At 68.7% G+C, this 16,258-nt stretch carries 13 protein-coding genes; 7 read left to right on the top strand and 6 right to left on the bottom strand.

The window, feature by feature from the left end; all coding sequences use genetic code 11:
• Nucleotides 1-240 precede the first annotated feature (240 nt).
• The 7 genes from ACZ4SW_RS26925 (at nucleotide 241) to trxA (ending at nucleotide 10,063) form a co-directional block, all read left to right on the top strand.
• Nucleotides 241-2,664, top strand: coding sequence for a DUF6049 family protein (locus ACZ4SW_RS26925; RefSeq protein WP_468250759.1), 2,424 nt, complete (start codon nucleotides 241-243; stop codon nucleotides 2,662-2,664).
• A gap of 45 nt (nucleotides 2,665-2,709) precedes the next feature.
• Nucleotides 2,710-5,019, top strand: coding sequence for a murein biosynthesis integral membrane protein MurJ (murJ, locus tag ACZ4SW_RS26920; RefSeq protein ID WP_468250757.1), 2,310 nt, complete (start codon nucleotides 2,710-2,712; stop codon nucleotides 5,017-5,019).
• Nucleotides 5,020-5,137: 118 nt separating this feature from the next.
• Nucleotides 5,138-6,859 (top strand): protein kinase family protein, encoded by a 1,722-nt coding sequence (locus tag ACZ4SW_RS26915; RefSeq protein ID WP_468250755.1) that lies wholly within the window; start codon nucleotides 5,138-5,140, stop codon nucleotides 6,857-6,859.
• Between the two features lie 26 nt (nucleotides 6,860-6,885).
• Nucleotides 6,886-7,599 carry an RNA polymerase sigma factor SigM gene (gene sigM, locus ACZ4SW_RS26910; RefSeq protein WP_468250753.1) on the top strand — a complete coding sequence of 238 codons (714 nt, stop codon included), beginning with the start codon at nucleotides 6,886-6,888 and terminating at the stop codon, nucleotides 7,597-7,599.
• The gene (locus ACZ4SW_RS26905; RefSeq protein ID WP_468250751.1) at nucleotides 7,596-8,531 is read left to right on the top strand and encodes an anti-sigma factor family protein; all 936 of its coding nucleotides are present in this window, start codon (nucleotides 7,596-7,598) and stop codon (nucleotides 8,529-8,531) included. The genes sigM and ACZ4SW_RS26905 overlap by 4 nt, the downstream gene beginning before the upstream one ends.
• A 185-nt stretch (nucleotides 8,532-8,716) precedes the next feature.
• A complete protein-coding gene (gene trxB, locus ACZ4SW_RS26900) occupies nucleotides 8,717-9,688 on the top strand; it encodes a thioredoxin-disulfide reductase (RefSeq protein WP_468250749.1) in 972 nt (323 codons plus the stop codon).
• Nucleotides 9,689-9,730: 42 nt separating this feature from the next.
• Nucleotides 9,731-10,063, top strand: coding sequence for a thioredoxin (gene trxA, locus ACZ4SW_RS26895; RefSeq protein ID WP_468250747.1), 333 nt, complete (start codon nucleotides 9,731-9,733; stop codon nucleotides 10,061-10,063).
• A gap of 110 nt (nucleotides 10,064-10,173) precedes the next feature.
• Here trxA and ACZ4SW_RS26890 read toward each other — a convergent pair whose 3' ends face one another.
• The 6 genes from ACZ4SW_RS26890 to yidC form a co-directional block, all read right to left on the bottom strand.
• A complete protein-coding gene (locus tag ACZ4SW_RS26890) occupies nucleotides 10,174-10,791 on the bottom strand; it encodes a GNAT family N-acetyltransferase (RefSeq protein WP_366025281.1) in 618 nt (205 codons plus the stop codon).
• A gap of 325 nt (nucleotides 10,792-11,116) precedes the next feature.
• Nucleotides 11,117-12,220, bottom strand: a complete 1,104-nt coding sequence (locus ACZ4SW_RS26885; RefSeq protein ID WP_468250745.1) for a ParB/RepB/Spo0J family partition protein — start codon at nucleotides 12,218-12,220, stop codon at nucleotides 11,117-11,119.
• Complete coding sequence (locus ACZ4SW_RS26880; protein ID WP_468250794.1) at nucleotides 12,217-13,290, bottom strand: ParA family protein; 1,074 nt, start codon at nucleotides 13,288-13,290, stop codon at nucleotides 12,217-12,219. Before ACZ4SW_RS26880 ends, ACZ4SW_RS26885 begins: the two co-directional genes overlap by 4 nt.
• Before the next feature lie 314 nt (nucleotides 13,291-13,604).
• Complete coding sequence (gene rsmG, locus ACZ4SW_RS26875; RefSeq protein WP_468250743.1) at nucleotides 13,605-14,321, bottom strand: 16S rRNA (guanine(527)-N(7))-methyltransferase RsmG; 717 nt, start codon at nucleotides 14,319-14,321, stop codon at nucleotides 13,605-13,607.
• 118 nt (nucleotides 14,322-14,439) lie between these two features.
• Entirely contained in the window at nucleotides 14,440-14,952 is a 513-nt protein-coding gene (locus tag ACZ4SW_RS26870) for a Jag family protein (protein WP_468250741.1), read from the bottom strand.
• 15 nt (nucleotides 14,953-14,967) lie between these two features.
• On the bottom strand, nucleotides 14,968-16,257 hold the full coding sequence (yidC, locus tag ACZ4SW_RS26865) for a membrane protein insertase YidC (RefSeq protein WP_468250739.1): 1,290 nt from the start codon (nucleotides 16,255-16,257) through the stop codon (nucleotides 14,968-14,970).
• Nucleotide 16,258: the final 1 nt, after the last annotated feature.

Below are 16,258 nucleotides of genomic sequence, written 5' to 3'. Positions count from 1 at the left end.
ACAGAAAAGGGTACGTGTCCCTGGCGGTCGCAGGCGCCCGCATGGAACCTGCACAAGCGTTCCGTGAACGCGTGCAGACGCTCAGTGGCCATGGGCCTGCCATCCCGGCCGTTACCGGACAGTCCCGCTCCCGTTCCGATCTTGTGAGGCGGACCGCGGCACTTCCGTTCCGCGCGCATCGTTACCATGCGTGGACGCACATCCGACGACCACTGACGACGACGAGGGACGGGCGAGCGCGTGGCCGAGGCGGCAGACTTCCAGGGGATGAGTTCCTCACCTGCCCGTCGGTGGCTCCGGCGTACCGGAGCGCTGCTCGCGGGCGCACCCCTGCTGGCCGGCCTGCTGCAGCTCCCCGCCGGCCCGGCCGCGCACGCCGCCGAGCGGAGCGCCGCCGTGGAGGCCGGCAGCTCCCGTGCGGTCAGTGTCTCCCTCGACTCGCTCAGCCCCGGCGTGCCCACCGACAACGACACCCTCACCGTCTCCGGCACGGTCACCAACAACGGCAAGCAGGCCATCACCGACGCCCACGTGGGTCTGCGGGTCGGCCAGGAGCTGACCAGCCGCGCGTCCATCGACAGCGTCGCCCGGCGCACGACCTATCTGCCGGGCGTCGACGGCGGCGAGGTCGGCGGCAAGTACGTCGAGAAGTTCGCTCAGCTCGCGCCGGGCTCCACGCAGGAATTCAGCATCTCCGTGCCCGTCAAGGAGCTGGATCTCGGCTCCGACGGGGTCTACCCGCTCGGTGTATCGCTCTCCGGCCGGACCACCGCCCAGCCCTACGAGCAGGTGCTCGGCATCCAGCGGACGTTCTTGCCCTGGCAGCCCGACGACGCCGCCACCAAGACGCAGACGACGTTCCTGTGGCCGCTGATCTCCGACGTCCGCATGACCGCGGAGACCCTCCCGGACCAGCAGCAGACGCCCGTCTTCCAGAACGACGACCTGGCCAAGGAGATCTCGCCGGGCGGCCGCCTCTCCCAGCTGCTGTCGCAGGGCAAGAACCTCGACGTCACCTGGGTGATCGACCCGGACCTGCTCGCCTCCGTGGATGCGATGACGGGCAGCTACAGCATCAAGGGCGACGGTGACAAGGTCACGGCGGGCAAGAACCAGGCGGTCGCCAAGCAGTGGCTCGCCGACCTCCAGAAGGCGGTCCAGAACAAGGAGGTCGTCGCCCTCCCCTACGGTGATCCCGACCTGGCCTCGCTCGCCCACAACGGCAAGAACGTCACCGGCTCGCTCAGCCACCTCAAGGACGCCACGGACGTCGCCGCCAGCACCGTCGAGACCATCCTCCACGTGAAACCCGACACGGACTTCGCCTGGCCCGTGGACGGCGCGATCGACTCCTCCATCATCAAGGTCGCCACCTCCGCCGGCGCCGACAAGGTGATCGCCCGCAGCGACAGCCTCCAGGACAGCGGCCTCTCCTACACGCCCACCGCCGCGCGTCCCATCGGGGGCGGCACCACGGCGGTGGTCGCGGACGACGGCCTGTCGACCGCGTTCGACGGCGACATGACCTCGGCCGCGAGCTCCACTCTCGCGGTACAGGATTTCCTGGCGCAGAGCCTGATGGTCAACCTCGAGGAGCCCGACAAGCAGCGCAGCATCGTGGTCGCTCCCCAGCGGATGCCGTCCGCGAGCCAGGCCCAGTCCATGGCGGAGGCGCTGACGGCCCTGCAGGGCAGCCACTGGTCGCAGTCGGCCGATCTGTCCACGGCCACCAGGGCCAAGCCGGACCCGAATGCCACGACGAGAGTGCCGGCCGCGTCCCGCTACCCCTCCTCGCTGCGCAAGGAGGAGCTCCCGCGGTCGGCGTTCGAGCAGATCGAGAACACACAGGACAAGCTCGACAGCTTCAAGGTGATCCTCTCCGACCCCGCACGCGTCGTCACCCCCTTCGGGCGGGCGATAGACCGCGCCATGTCCACCTCCTGGCGCGGACACGCCACCGAGGCGTCGACCTTCCGCCAGGGCGTGGAGTCGTACCTCGACGGGCTCACCGACCAGGTCCGGCTGATCGAGAAGTCCGAGACGAAGCTCTCCGGCCGCAGTGCGACGATCCCCGTGACGGTGCAGAACAACCTCATGCAGGGGGTCGACCACCTGGTCCTGCGGCTCACCTCGCAACAGCCGACACGCCTGAAGATCGGCAACGGCCCCTACTCCGAGCAGCCCATCTCCGTCTCGGGCGGACACAGCCAGTCCGTGAAGTTCACCACCACGGCCAACGCCAACGGGCGGGCCGCGGTCGTCGCCCAGCTCTTCACCGAGGACGGGCAGCCGTACGGCCCCCCGATCACGTTCGACGTGAACGTCACCGAGATCACCCCCACCGTGATGCTGGTCATCGCCGGTGGCGTCCTGCTGCTGGTGCTCGCCGGGTTCCGCATGTACACCCAGCGCAAGCGCCTGGCCGCACGGCAGGCCGAGGAGGAACGGCAGGACGACCCGCAGAACGCGGATGACAGGGGTCTGAACACGGCCGCCGACGGCACCGTAGACACTGGGGACACCGCGGGATCAGCGGCGACTCCCGCACAGGAGTCGGACACGGAGACCGGGGCAGGCGACCCGGAGCACCCGAGTGACCCGGGGCCGGACACCGCACCGGAAAGCGCCGACCCGTCCGGGACGGGTGAGAGAGTGGACCGTTGAGCGATGTCGTGGCCAAGGGCCCGGGGACAACGAGGTGGGGTAACCATGAACGCGCCGTACGACGGTGACCGCGAGCAGGGCGCCGCGGGCAGCTCGGGCTACCCCGAGGCCCCGCCACCGCACCAGCCCGGTCAGACGCCGCCCCCGGCCGACATGTACCTCCAGGACGCCTACCAACAGGACCCCTACCAGGCACACGACCTCTCCGCCCAGGACCCGGTGACCGAGGCGCTCTACGACCGCGCCGCGCACCCTCCGCCGCCTCCCGGCTCGTACCCCCCGCAGCAGCCCCTGTACGCCCAGCCGCCGACGCCTCAGTACGCCCCCGACCCTCGCGTGTGGGCCCAGCCGCCGGCGCCCGAGCCGGAGGGACCGACGCAGCACCTGCCGTACGGCGACGACCCTCGTACCACCCAGTTCGTGGGCGTCGACGACCTCGTCACCCAGGCCGGCGAGGAACGCCACGAGCCGGACGCCTTCGCGCACCTGTTCAGGGACCAGCAACAGGGCGGCGCACAGCCGTACCTGCAGCAGCCCTCCGTACCCGGCCCCGCCCCCGCGCCGGCCCAGGGCCCGGCCGGGCCGTACCCGGCACCCGCCTACGCCCAGGCGCCCCCGCAGGAGCAGGCGTACGCGGCCGCGCCGCCGGCCGCCGAAACGGCGCCGGTCCCCGCGCCGGAGGCGACCGCCGAGTCCGCCGCGGCACCCGAGCCCGCGGGGAAGAAGGGCGGGCGGGCCACCAACCTGCTGAAGTCCAGCGCCGTGATGGCGGCGGGCACGATGGTGTCGCGCCTCACGGGTTTCATCCGCTCGGCCCTGATCGCCTCGGCCCTCGGCATCGGCGTGCTCGGCGACACCTTCCAGGTGGCCTACCAGCTGCCGACCATGATCTACATCCTCACCGTGGGCGGTGGTCTCAACTCCGTCTTCGTGCCGCAGTTGGTACGCGCGATGAAGGAGGACGAGGACGGCGGCGAGGCATACGCCAACCGGCTGCTCACCCTGGTCATGGTGGCGCTCGGCGCGCTCACCGTGGTCGCGATCCTAGGGGCGCCCTTCCTGATCCGGCTGCTGTCCGACTCGGTCGCCAGCGACCCGTCGTCCAACGAGGTCGGCGTCACCTTCGTCCGTTACTTCCTGCCCTCGATCTTCTTCATGGGTATCCACGTGGTGATGGGGCAGGTCCTCAACGCACGCGGCAAGTTCGGCGCGATGATGTGGACCCCGGTCCTGAACAACATCGTCATCATCGTGACGCTCGGCATGTTCATCTGGGTGTACGGCACCGCGGCCCACTCCGGGATGCAGGTGACGAACATTCCGCCGGAAGGCCAGCGGCTGCTCGGCGTCGGCGTCCTGCTCGGCATGGTCGTGCAGGCCCTGGCGATGATCCCGTATCTGCGCGAGACCGGATTCCGGCTGCGGCCTCGCTTCGACTGGAAGGGCCACGGTCTCGGCAAGGCGGCGACGCTCGCCAAATGGACCGTGCTGTTCGTCCTCGCGAACCAGGCCGGGGCGCTGGTCGTCTCCCAGCTGTCCACCGCGGCGGGCAAGCACGCCCACATCAACGGCACCGGATTCTCCGCCTACGCCAACGCCCAGCTGATCTGGGGCCTCCCGCAGGCGATCATCACGGTTTCCCTGATGGCCGCGCTGCTGCCGCGCATCTCGCGCTCGGCCGCCGAGGGCGACGGCGGAGCCGTCCGCGACGACATCTCCCAGGGGCTGCGCACCACAGCGGTCGCGATCGTGCCGATCGCGTTCGGGTTCGTATCCCTCGGTGTCCCCATGTGCACGCTGATCTTCGGCTCCTCCGGCACCGGCGCCACCAACATGGGCTACATGCTGATGGCCTTCGGCCTCGGCCTCATCCCGTACTCCGTGCAGTACGTGGTGCTCCGCGCCTTCTACGCCTACGAGGACACCCGCACCCCCTTCTACAACACGGTCATCGTGGCCGCTGTGAACGCGGGCGCCTCCGCCGTCTGTTACTTCGTGCTTCCGGCCCGCTGGGCCGTGATCGGCATGGCGGCCTCGTACGGCCTCGCGTACGCGATCGGTGTCGGCGTCGCCTGGGCCCGGCTGCGCAAGCGGCTGGGCGGCGACCTGGACGGCGCCCGGGTGCTGCGGACGTACGCACGGCTCGGCATCGCCTCGGTACCGGCAGCTCTGCTGAGCGGAGCGGCCTGCTACGAAATCGGCCACACGTTGGGGCAGGGCGTCGTCGGCTCGCTGGCCGCCCTGGTCGGCGGTGGCGCCCTGCTTCTCGGTGTCTTCTACGTCGCCGCACGCAAGATGCGCATCGAGGAACTCAACTCAATGGTCGGCATGGTCCGCGGGCGCCTGGGGCGCTGAGGCGGGGGTACGCGCACAACCATCGTCCGCCGCCGCGTGTCGTGCATAGCGACGGACTGTGGGCACAATTGGTTTCTGCGTCGGACAGCGCGCAACGGATGGGGAGGCAGGTACGACGGTGGCGGAACGGAGCACGGCTGCCGTCGACGTGGCAGACAACAGCGGTGACGAGCCGCTGACCGCCAAGGCGGACCAGTCCACGTCCGACGGGGTGGCCCAGGACCGGGAGCGGGACACGGACAGCGACGAGCCGCAGGGGAGCGGCGGGACCGAGCGTCCCGGAAAAGCCTCACCACCCGAACTGCACAGCGGTCACAAGCTCGCCAGACGCTACCGTCTCGAGGAGTGCGTCACCCGTCTGGACGGATTCAGCAGTTGGCGTGCGGTGGACGAGAAACTCCGCCGTGCCGTCGGCATCCACGTCCTTCCCTCGGACCACACGCGGGCCCGTTCCGTGCTGGCCGCGGCCCGTTCCTCCGCACTGCTCGGCGACCCGCGCTTCGTGCAGGTCCTGGACGCGGTCGAGGAGAACGACCTCGTCTATGTCGTGCACGAATGGCTGCCGGACGCCGTCGAACTGACCACGCTGCTCGCCACCGGCCCCCTGGAAGCCCACGACGCCTACCAGATGGTCACCCATGTGGCCCAAGCCATGGCCGCCGCGCACCGCGAGGGTCTCTCCCATCTCCGCCTGACCCCCGGCACCGTTCTGCGGACGTCCTCCGGGCAGTGGCGGATCCGCGGACTAGCGGTGAACGCCGCGCTGCGCGGAATCGGCTCCGACACCCCGCAGCGCACCGACACGGAGGCCATCGGCGCGCTGCTGTATGCCGCCCTCACCCAGCGCTGGCCCTACGAGGACGACGCCTACGGTCTGTCCGGGCTGCCCAAGGGCGTCGGTCTGATCGCCCCCGACCAGGTGCGCGCGGGCGTGCACCGCGGTCTGTCCGAACTCGCCATGCGGGCACTGGCCAACGACGGTGCCACCGCCTCCCGTCATGAGTCGCCGTGCACCACGCCCGAGGAACTGGTGAAGGCGATCGGTGAGATGCCCCGCATCCGTCCGCCGGAGCCCTCGTTCACGGCGCCGCCCGACTACCAGCGCACCACCTACCAGCAGGGCACGTACGGGCGCCCCGCGGCCCACCCGGGCATCACCCAGCCCGTACCGGCCCCGCCGCCCCCGTTGCAGAGCCGCACGGGCAAGGCCCTCAAGTGGGCGGTCTCCGCCCTGCTGATCGCCGCGCTGGGCCTGGGCAGTTGGCAGCTCGCCGAAGCCCTGATGGACCACAAGACGTCGGACAACACGAACCAGACCCATACGACGGACGGCAACGACAAGAACGGCGGCGTCACACCCAAGCGGCCCACACAGATCAAGATCCAGGGCGCGCAGGAGTACGTCGCGAAGGGGGACGCCCAGGCTCCGGACGACGTGGCCAAGACGTATGACAGCGACAGCTCGACGTACTGGCAGACGAAGAGCTTCCTGGACGGCCCGGACATGAAGCCGTCGTACAAGCCCGGCGTGGGTATCGTCTACGACCTCGGCTCGGCGCAGACCGTGACGGCGGTATCAATAGGGCTGCGGTACCCCGGCGACCACACAACGATGACGCTGTATGCGACGGACTCCTTGAGCTCGTCGACGCCGTTGAGCTCGATGACGAAAATGGGAACGTTGACGACGACCGGAACCTCCGCGACAGTGAAGGTCACCAAGGCCGTCAAGACCCGTTATGTGCTGCTCTGGCTCACGGCCCTGCCGCACGCGGACGGGGACAGCTACAGCGGAGCCGGCTTCAAGCAGGCCATCACCGACGTGAAGTTCACCGGCTGAGCAATCGTCAAGGGGGAGGGGGTCCGATGGCGGATGGCACCGCATACTACGACGCAACCGATCAGGACCTCCTCACCCGTCACATAGAGGGCGACCCCCACGCCTTCGGTGAGATCGTGCGGCGGCACCGCGACCGGTTGTGGGCCGTGGCGCTGCGGACGCTGCGGGACCGTGAGGAGGCCGCCGACGCCGTTCAGGACGCCCTCGTCTCCGCCTACCGGGCCGCCCACACGTTTCGCGGCCAGTCCGCCGTCACGACCTGGCTGCACCGGATCACGGTGAACGCCTGCCTGGACCGCGCCCGCAAGGCGGCCTCCAGGAAGACCTCGCCCGTGGACGACACGGAACGGCTGGAGCAGTTGCTGGAGCCGCACGAATCGGCCGCGGCGCCGGCCGAGCGGAATGATCTGAACCGCCAGCTCCTGGAGGCCCTGGGCACCCTGCCCGCGGACCAGCGTGCCGCCCTCGTGCTCGTGGACATGCAGGGCTATCCGGTCGCGGAGGCCGCCCGCATCCTCGATGTGCCGACCGGCACGGTGAAGAGCCGCTGCGCTCGCGGGAGAGCCAGACTGCTGCCGCTGCTCACCCATCTGCGTGCGGAGGGCGGCGGCGGGGACGTCAAGAAGTCGGGTGGCGGGCGGAACCGGGCGCAGGGGACATCCGTCCCACCCGCAGCAGGACCACGTGATGCAGGGCCAAGCGATTCAGCTGCTGTGAAGGGCGGAGGTGGGCGAGCGTGACATCCACGACCGATATGGCCGGGCACCCGGACGTCGAGGAACTCTCCGACCTCAGCGAAGGCCTTCTGCCGCCCTCCCGTACCGCGGACGTCCGGCGGCATCTGGACGAGTGCCCCCTGTGTGCGGACGTGTACGACTCCCTTGAGGAGATCCGCGGACTCCTCGGCACGCTTCCAGGTCCGCCGCGCATGCCGGACGACGTGGCGAGCCGTATCGATGCCGCTCTCGCCGCGGAGGCGCTGTTGGACTCCGCGACACCGGCGACGACACCCGACATCGCGGATGCCGCTTCTCTCGAACTCACCGCTGCGCATGTTTCACGTGAAACAGCGACCGCTTCCGCCGCGGACCGCCCTTCGGGTCACGCCCGTGCCGCCACCGGACCGGGCCGCGCCCAGCGCACCCGTCGCGGTCGGCGCAGGACCGTCGCTCTGGCTGCCGTCTTCACGGCGGCAGCCGTCGGTTTGGGCGCCCTCCTGGTGCAGGCGCTGGGCGGTGACACGGGGAAGACACCGCAGGCCGCTCCGCAGCACACCGACGCCGCGCACACCTACTCCGAAGGCACACTGCAGAGCCAGGTCACGAACCTGCTCGCCGGGAAGACGGACGAGGGCCGCTCCGGCAGTGACAAGGTCTGGGGTGTCCAGTCCGCCCCCGGTACGGCCGGGTCCTCGGGCATGCGTCCCAACAAGACGTTCCAGGACACCACCGTCAACGTGCCGGCCTGCATACAGCAGGCCATCACCACCCACGAGACCGTCCTCGCCGCCGACAAGGGTGTGTACCAGGGGACCCTCGTCTATCTCCTTGTCACGCCCGACGCCTCCGACAGCATGAAGGTCACGGCGTACATCGTCGACGCCGCCTGTGTGAAGCAGGCCTCGGCGTCACCCGGCAAGGTGTTGCTGACGCACTCGTACGCCCGCTCCTGAGATCTGCCACCCGGGACTGTTCCTCTCCGAGTGCCATTGGGAACTGTGTGCGGTGCCGTGTCTCCGTGTGCCCGGACGCACCGGGAATGCGGGCCCCTTAGGATCCGTTGGGTGGGGTGAGAGCTCCGAGCGAGGCTCCCACCGGCAGTAGGCAGCAGCAGTCTCCAGAGACGAGGAATCAAGCCGTGAGCGACGTCCGTAACGTGATCATCATCGGCTCCGGGCCCGCCGGTTACACGGCGGCGCTCTACACCGCGCGCGCGTCGCTGAAGCCACTGGTGTTCGAGGGCGCCGTCACTGCGGGTGGTGCGCTCATGAACACGACCGAGGTGGAGAACTTCCCCGGTTTCCAGGACGGCATCATGGGCCCCGAGCTCATGGACAACATGCGCGCGCAGGCCGAGCGCTTCGGTGCCGAGCTGGTTCCGGACGACATCGTCGCCGTCGACCTCGCCGGTGAGATCAAGACCGTCACGGACACCGCGGGCACGGTGCACAAGGCGAAGGCCGTCATCGTCGCCACCGGCTCCCAGCACCGCAAGCTCGGCCTGCCGAACGAGGACGCCCTGTCCGGCCGCGGAGTCTCCTGGTGTGCCACCTGTGACGGCTTCTTCTTCAAGGACCATGACATCGCCGTGATCGGCGGCGGGGACACCGCGATGGAGGAGGCCACCTTCCTCTCGCGTTTCGCCAAGTCCGTCACGATCGTCCACCGTCGTGACACCCTGCGCGCCTCGAAGGCGATGCAGGACCGGGCCTTCGCCGACCCGAAGATCAAGTTCGTCTGGGACAGCGAGGTCGCGGAGATCAAGGGCAGCCCCAAGCTCGAGAGCCTGACGCTGCGGAACCTGAAGACCGGCGAGCTCAGCGAGTTGCCGGTGACCGGCCTGTTCATCGCGATCGGGCACGACCCGCGCACGGAGCTGTTCAAGGGCCAGCTCGAGCTCGACGAGGAGGGCTATCTCAAGGTGGACGCCCCGTCGACCCGCACCAACCTGACCGGTGTCTTCGGCGCGGGCGACGTCGTCGACCACACCTACCGCCAGGCGATCACCGCCGCCGGCACGGGTTGCTCCGCCGCCCTGGACGCCGAGCGCTACCTCGCCGCCCTCGCAGACAGCGAGCAGCAGGCCGAGCCCGAGAAGACCACCGTCTGACCCCCGTTTCGCCCACCGCATCACCGAGGTAAGGAGCCCGCCGTGGCAGGCACCCTGAAGAACGTGACCGACGCCTCCTTCGAGGAGGAAGTCCTCAAGAGCGAGAAGCCCGTCCTGGTGGACTTCTGGGCTGCCTGGTGCGGCCCCTGCCGCCAGATCGCCCCGTCGCTCGAGGCGATCGCCACCGAGTATGGAGACAAGATCGAGGTCGTCAAGCTCAACATCGACGAGAACCCGGCGACGGCCGCGAAGTACGGCGTTATGTCGATCCCGACCCTGAACGTCTACCAGGGCGGCGAAGTCGCCAAGACCATCGTCGGTGCCAAGCCGAAGGCCGCGATCGTCCGCGACCTCGAGGACTTCATCGCCGAGTAGTCGGCGAGGCCGCCAATCGAGGCGGTCATGTTTCACGTGAAACGCGTAGGGGCCGGCCCTGAGGGCCGGCCCCTACGCATGCACCCGGTCTCATGCGCATGCACCCGGTCTCACAGCGGCCGCAGCGCCGGTTCCTTCTGTACGGCTCCCAGCAGACGATCCAGCGCCAGCTCGACGTCTTCCTTCCAGGAGAGTGTGGAGCGCAGCTCCAGCCTGAGCCGTGGATACGTCGGGTGCGGCCGCACCGTTTTGAATCCCACCGCAAGCAAGTGGTCGGCGGGCAGCAGGCACGCCGGTTCCTTCCAGCGCGCGTCGCCGAAGACCTCGATCGCCTTGAAGCCCCGACGCAGCAAATCCTTGGCGACCGTCTGGACCATCACCCGACCGAGCCCCTGACCCTGGTAGCCGGGCATGATGAAAGCGGTCATCAGCTGGACCGCATCCGGTGACACCGGGCTCGTGGGGAAGGCCGTGGAGCGCGGGACATAGGCGGGCGGCGCATACAGCACGAACCCCACCGGTACGTCGTCCACGTAGACGACCCGGCCGCAGGAACCCCAGTCCAGCAGGACAGCGGAGATCCACGCCTCCTTCTCCAGCGCAGACGTGCCCGCCTTTACCGCGGCCTCTCCGCTGACGGGATCCAGTTCCCAGAAGACACACGCGCGACAGCGCTTGGGAAGGTCCGGAAGGTTGTCCAGCGTGAGCGGTACGAGCCGACGCCCCATGAAGGCAGTTCCTCGCTTCCTTCGCCCGCAGCACTGCGGGCGGCTGTCAGAGCGCTCCGCTCCCTGAGCAGGCTGCCGACGAACCCGCCGACGGCTCCCACACTCAGGCCCGCAGTCACCAGTCCGGTACGGCTCATGGTTCGCATGGCCCCGCCTCCCCGATCAAGGTGCCCGCCAGGTGGATGCGCCATACCCGAACGCATCGTATCCATGATGGTGATTCGATCGATACCGCCTGAACGCAAAGAGCGGGCCGTGTCCGGGACACACCGGACACAGCCCGCAGCGGAGGGGCACCGATCGCAACCGGCTTCACCCGGAAGGCTCAGTCCTCCGGCTCCTCGGAGTCGCCGTCCTGAAGGGTCTTGTGCAGGACCGGCCCCTCACCCGGAGCAAGCGTGCTGAGAATCCGCTCCAGATCCTCCATTGAGGCGAACTCGACGGTGATCTTGCCCTTCTTCTGCCCGAGGTCGACCTTGACCCGGGTCTCGAAGCGGTCCGAGAGCCGCGTCGCCAGGTCGCTGAGCGCCGGGGAGACCCGCGCACCGGCACGCGGCCCCTTGGAACGCGGGGCGCTGCGCGGCCGGGACCCCATGAGGGTGACGATCTCCTCGACGGCGCGCACGGACAGTCCCTCGGCCACGATGCGGTGCGCCAGCCGGTCCTGCTCCTCGGAGTCCTCGACGGACAGCAGCGCCCGCGCGTGTCCCGCGGACAGCACCCCGGCGGCCACCCGACGCTGCACCGCCGGCGACAGCTTCAGCAGCCGCAGGGTGTTGGACACCTGAGGACGCGACCGGCCGATACGGTCGGCCAGTTGGTCGTGGGTGCAGTTGAAGTCCTTGAGGAGCTGGTCGTAGGCGGCTGCCTCTTCCAGCGGGTTCAGCTGGGCCCGGTGCAGGTTCTCCAAGAGGGCGTCCAGGAGCAGCTTCTCGTCGTCCGTGGCTCGCACGATCGCCGGGATGGCCTCCAGGCCGGCCTCGCGACAGGCCCGCCAGCGGCGCTCGCCCATGATCAGTTCATAGCGCGTCGGACCGATCTGCCGCACCACGATCGGCTGGAGAAGGCCGACCTCCTTGATGGACGTGACGAGTTCGGCGAGCGCGTCCTCATCGAACACCTCACGGGGCTGCCGCGGGTTCGGGGTGATGGCGTCGAGAGGCAGTTCGGCGAAGTGGGCACCGATCGGGGGCGCGGGCGTCTCCACCGCGCCCTGCGCCGACGTCTCCTCGGTTTCACGTGAAACAGTCGGCAGCGTCGTCACCTTCGCCGCCGCCACTCCCCGGTCCGTCGTCAGGACGGGCACCGCCGCCGGCGAGGCGGCCGCACCCCCGCCCACCGCGGCCTGACCCGCCGCCTTGTCCCCTGTCGGGGCAGCAGGGATCAGTGCGCCTAGACCACGGCCCAACCCCCTCCGTCGCTCACTCACTGGATCCCCTCCACCATGCTCTGTTCCGTCCGGGCGCCGAGATGGGCGTGCTGTGCGTCGTAGTGGACACCCACACCCTTCAGCGCGATTTCACGTGCCGCCTCAAGATACGAGAGAGCACCACTCGATCCTGGATCGTAAGTCAGCACCGTCTGTCCATAGCTCGGCGCCTCGGAGATCCGGACCGAGCGAGGAATGCTCGTCTTCAGCACCTCGTCGCCGAAGTGGTTGCGCACCTCTTCCGCCACCTGGGACGCCAGACGCGTCCGGCCGTCGTACATGGTGAGCAGGATGGTCGACACATGCAGGGTGGGGTTGAGGTGTCCGCGCACCAGGTCGACATTGCGCAGTAGCTGGCCCAGGCCCTCCAGGGCGTAGTACTCACACTGGATCGGGATGAGCACTTCCTGCCCGGCGACCAGGGCGTTGACCGTCAACAGGCCGAGGGAGGGCGGGCAGTCGATGAGGATGTAGTCCAACGGCTGCTCATAGGCTTGGATGGCCCGCTGCAGTCGGCTCTCCCGCGCCACCAGGGACACCAGCTCGATCTCCGCACCTGCGAGATCGATCGTGGCAGGGGCGCAGAAGAGGCCTTCCACGTCAGGGACCGGCTGGACGACCTCCGCGAGCGGCTTGCTCTCGACCAAGACGTCGTAGATGGAAGGAACTTCGGCGTGGTGGTCGATCCCCAGCGCGGTGGACGCATTGCCCTGCGGGTCCAGGTCGATCACGAGGACCCGGGCGCCATGCAACGCGAGGGAAGCGGCGAGGTTGACGGTCGTCGTCGTCTTGCCCACGCCACCCTTCTGGTTGGCGACCACAATGACCCGGGTCTGCTCGGGTCGTGGCAGGCCCTCGCCGGCGCGCCCCAGTGCCTCCACCGCAAGTTGGGCAGCACGACCGATGGGAGTGTCGTCCATCGGGGGCGGTGTTTCACGTGAAACATCCTCCCCCGTCGACTCGGTACGGGGACCGGGGACCGGATCGGTCATCGGTCCCGCGATGTTGGCGTCGGACCGCAAGGATTCACTCTCCTCGACATCAGGCTCGCAATGAACAGAGCCTCCCATGTCTTCGGGGTTGTGAACCAGTGAGGTCTGGTCTTCTGTGGAGAAATCCACCTCTGTGGACAACTCCATACCCTCCACGGGGGACACCGCGTTATGAGTGGACGGTTCCCCGAGAGAGCCGAGGGGCTTGCGGTCCCGGGGTTCGGCCGCAGCCCGGCCGCGACTGATGATTCCGTGCAGCAGTGAGCGACGTTTCACGTGAAACACGATGCACAGCAGCCGGGGTCGGGCCTCCGCGACACTCCGAGATGCGCAGGTTCGGCAGCTTGTGTGGCGTATGACCCGGACTCAGACCGGATCGGACAACCGCCGGATCAACGACGCCGACGCGTCCGACCGGTCCGGGCCGCCTTGGCCCGCTTGGCCGCGAACCGGACACCGCCCGGGCTCTCCCCGACCTCCACCCGCACCACCGTCGACAGCGGGTCCACGATGCCCTGACCGACATGGAGGATGGACGTCTCGACCGCACCGAGCTTGGTCAGAGCGGTGGCGGCACTCTTCAGTTCCTCTTCCGCCGTGTCGCCCTTCAGAGCCAGCATCTCCCCGTAGGGACGCAGCAGCGGAATGCCCCAGGTGGCCAGACGGTCCAGCGGAGCCACGGCCCGCGCGGTCACGACATGGACCGGCGGAATCTTGCCCATGACCTCCTCTGCGCGACCACGAACGACGGTCACATGATCGAGCCCGAGCAGCTCGACGACCTCGGTGAGGAAGTTGGTGCGCCGCAGCAGCGGCTCCAGCAGCGTGATCTTCAGATCGTCCCGGACGAGCGCCAGGGGAATGCCGGGCAGGCCCGCACCCGAGCCCACGTCGCACACCGTCACCCCCTCGGGGACGACCTCGGAGAGCACTGCGCAGTTCAGCAGGTGCCTCTCCCACAACCGGGGCACCTCGCGCGGGCCGATCAGCCCTCGCTGCACGCCCGCCTCCGCCAGCAGCTCGGCGTACCGGACCGCATCCGCGTAGCGATCACCGAATACGTCGCGTGCCTGCTCGGGCGCAGGGGGGAGTTCCGCTGCCTCCGTCACGGGGACCGTCCTTCCGTACCGCATCAGCGCCACCAGCGCCGACCACCAGAACTACCAGGCTGACAAAGTTCGGCCCCGCCTGCGCTACAGACGGGGCCGGAGAGACGTACGAACCGATTCAGGCGGGCAGCACGACGACGAAGCGCTGCGGCTCCTCGCCCTCGGACTCGCTGCGCAGGCCCGCGGACTTGACCGCGTCGTGCACCACCTTGCGCTCGAACGGCGTCATCGGCTTGAGCTTCACGGGCTCCCCGGTGCTCTTGACCTCGGCCGCCGCCTTGGCGCCGAGCTCCGAGAGCTCCGTACGCTTCTTGGCGCGGAAGCCCGCGATGTCGAGCATCAGCCGGCTGCGGTCGCCGGTCTCCCGGTGCACGGCCAGGCGCGTGAGCTCCTGGAGCGCCTCCAGCACCTCGCCGTCACGGCCGACCAGCTTCTGCAGGTCACGGCTGCCCGTGTCGCTGATGATCGAGACGGACGCGCGGTCGCCCTCGACGTCCATGTCGATGTCGCCGTCGAGGTCGGCGATGTCCAGCAGACCCTCGAGGTAGTCCGCCGCGATCTCGCCCTCCTGCTCCAGGCGGGTCAGGGTGTCTGCACCCTCGGCAGCGGCGGAGGTGGTGCCTTCCGTCACGGGATGGACTCCTTCTTACTTCTTGGACGGGGACTTGGGCCGCTGCGGACCCTTGCGCTGACCGGACTGGGCCCGGCTGCGGGCGCCACTGCCGGACTGCGGCGTCGCCTTCTTGTCGGCACCCGCCGGCTTGGCGTCCTGCGGCGCGTCGGCCTTCTCCAGCGACGGCGAGGAGGACGCCGGCTCGGAGCTCCCGGCGGGCTTGGCGGCACCGGACTGACGCTGCGACTTGCTCTGCCGCTTGGGCTGCTGACGCTTCGGGGTGGCGGCACCGGCGTCCGTCGCACCATCCTCGGCGGTGGCGACGGCAGCGACCTCGCTCTTCACCACGGTGCCGTCGGACTGGGCCGTGAGGCCCGCCTTGCTCAGACCGTTGATGAACTTGCGCTCGAACTCGTTGCGGTCGCGGCCCTTGGCGACGATCGCCTTGACGATGGCCTTCTCACTGCGCCGACGGATCTTGCCGTGGTGCGTGACGTGCTTGTACAGGCGCTCCAGGTAGGCGGCCTGAGCCTTGGAACCCGGGGTCGGGTTGTTGTGGATGACGTACATCTGCTGGCCCATGGTCCACACGTTGGTGGTCAGCCAGTAGACGAGGACACCGACCGGGAAGTTGATGCCGAAGACGGCGAACATCACGGGGAAGACGTACATCAGCATCTTCTGCTGCTGCATGAACGGCGTCTTCACGGTCGTGTCGACGTTCTTCGTCATCAGCTGGCGCTGCGTGTAGAACTGCGACGCCGACATCAGGACGATCATGACCGCGGTGACGACCCGGACGTCGGTCAGCGAGGCGCCGAGCTGGGCGACCTTGCCGGAGCCGTCCGTGAACTTCGCGGCGAGCGGGGCACCGACGATGTGCGCCTTGCGGGCGCTGGCAAGCAGCGTGTCGTTGATGACACCGATCGTCTTGCCCGTCGCGATGCCGTTGAGCACGTGGTACAGGGCGAAGAAGAACGGGGACTGCGCCAGGATGGGAAGGCACGAGGAGAGCGGGTTGGTGCCCGACTCCTTGTACAGCTTCATCATCTCTTCGGACTGACGCTGCTTGTCGTTCTTGTAGCGCTCCTGGATCTTCTTCATCTCGGGCTGGAGCGTCTGCATGGCCCGGGTCGCCTTGATCTGCTTCACGAAGAGCGGGATCAGGCAGATACGGATCAGGATCACCAGGGACACGATGGACAGGCCCCAGGCCCAGCCGGTGTCAGCGCCGAAGATCGCGCCGTACACCTTGTGGAACTGGACGATGACCCAGGAAACGGGTGTGGTGATGAAGCTGAAGAGGCTGGCAATCGTGTCCACT

This window comes from Streptomyces sp. NPDC028331 (assembly GCF_055565775.1).
This window is presented reverse-complemented; position numbering and strand designations above follow the sequence as displayed.

Excerpts from the sequence above, each read along its gene's own strand:
- sigM (WP_468250753.1), top strand. The coding sequence starts at position 6,886 with ATGGCGGATGGCACCGCATACTACGACGCAACCGATCAGGACCTCCTC.
- ACZ4SW_RS26890 (WP_366025281.1), bottom strand. The coding sequence starts at position 10,791 with ATGGGGCGTCGGCTCGTACCGCTCACGCTGGACAACCTTCCGGACCTT.
- murJ (WP_468250757.1), top strand. The coding sequence starts at position 2,710 with ATGAACGCGCCGTACGACGGTGACCGCGAGCAGGGCGCCGCGGGCAGC.
- ACZ4SW_RS26880 (WP_468250794.1), bottom strand. The coding sequence starts at position 13,290 with ATGGGAGGCTCTGTTCATTGCGAGCCTGATGTCGAGGAGAGTGAATCC.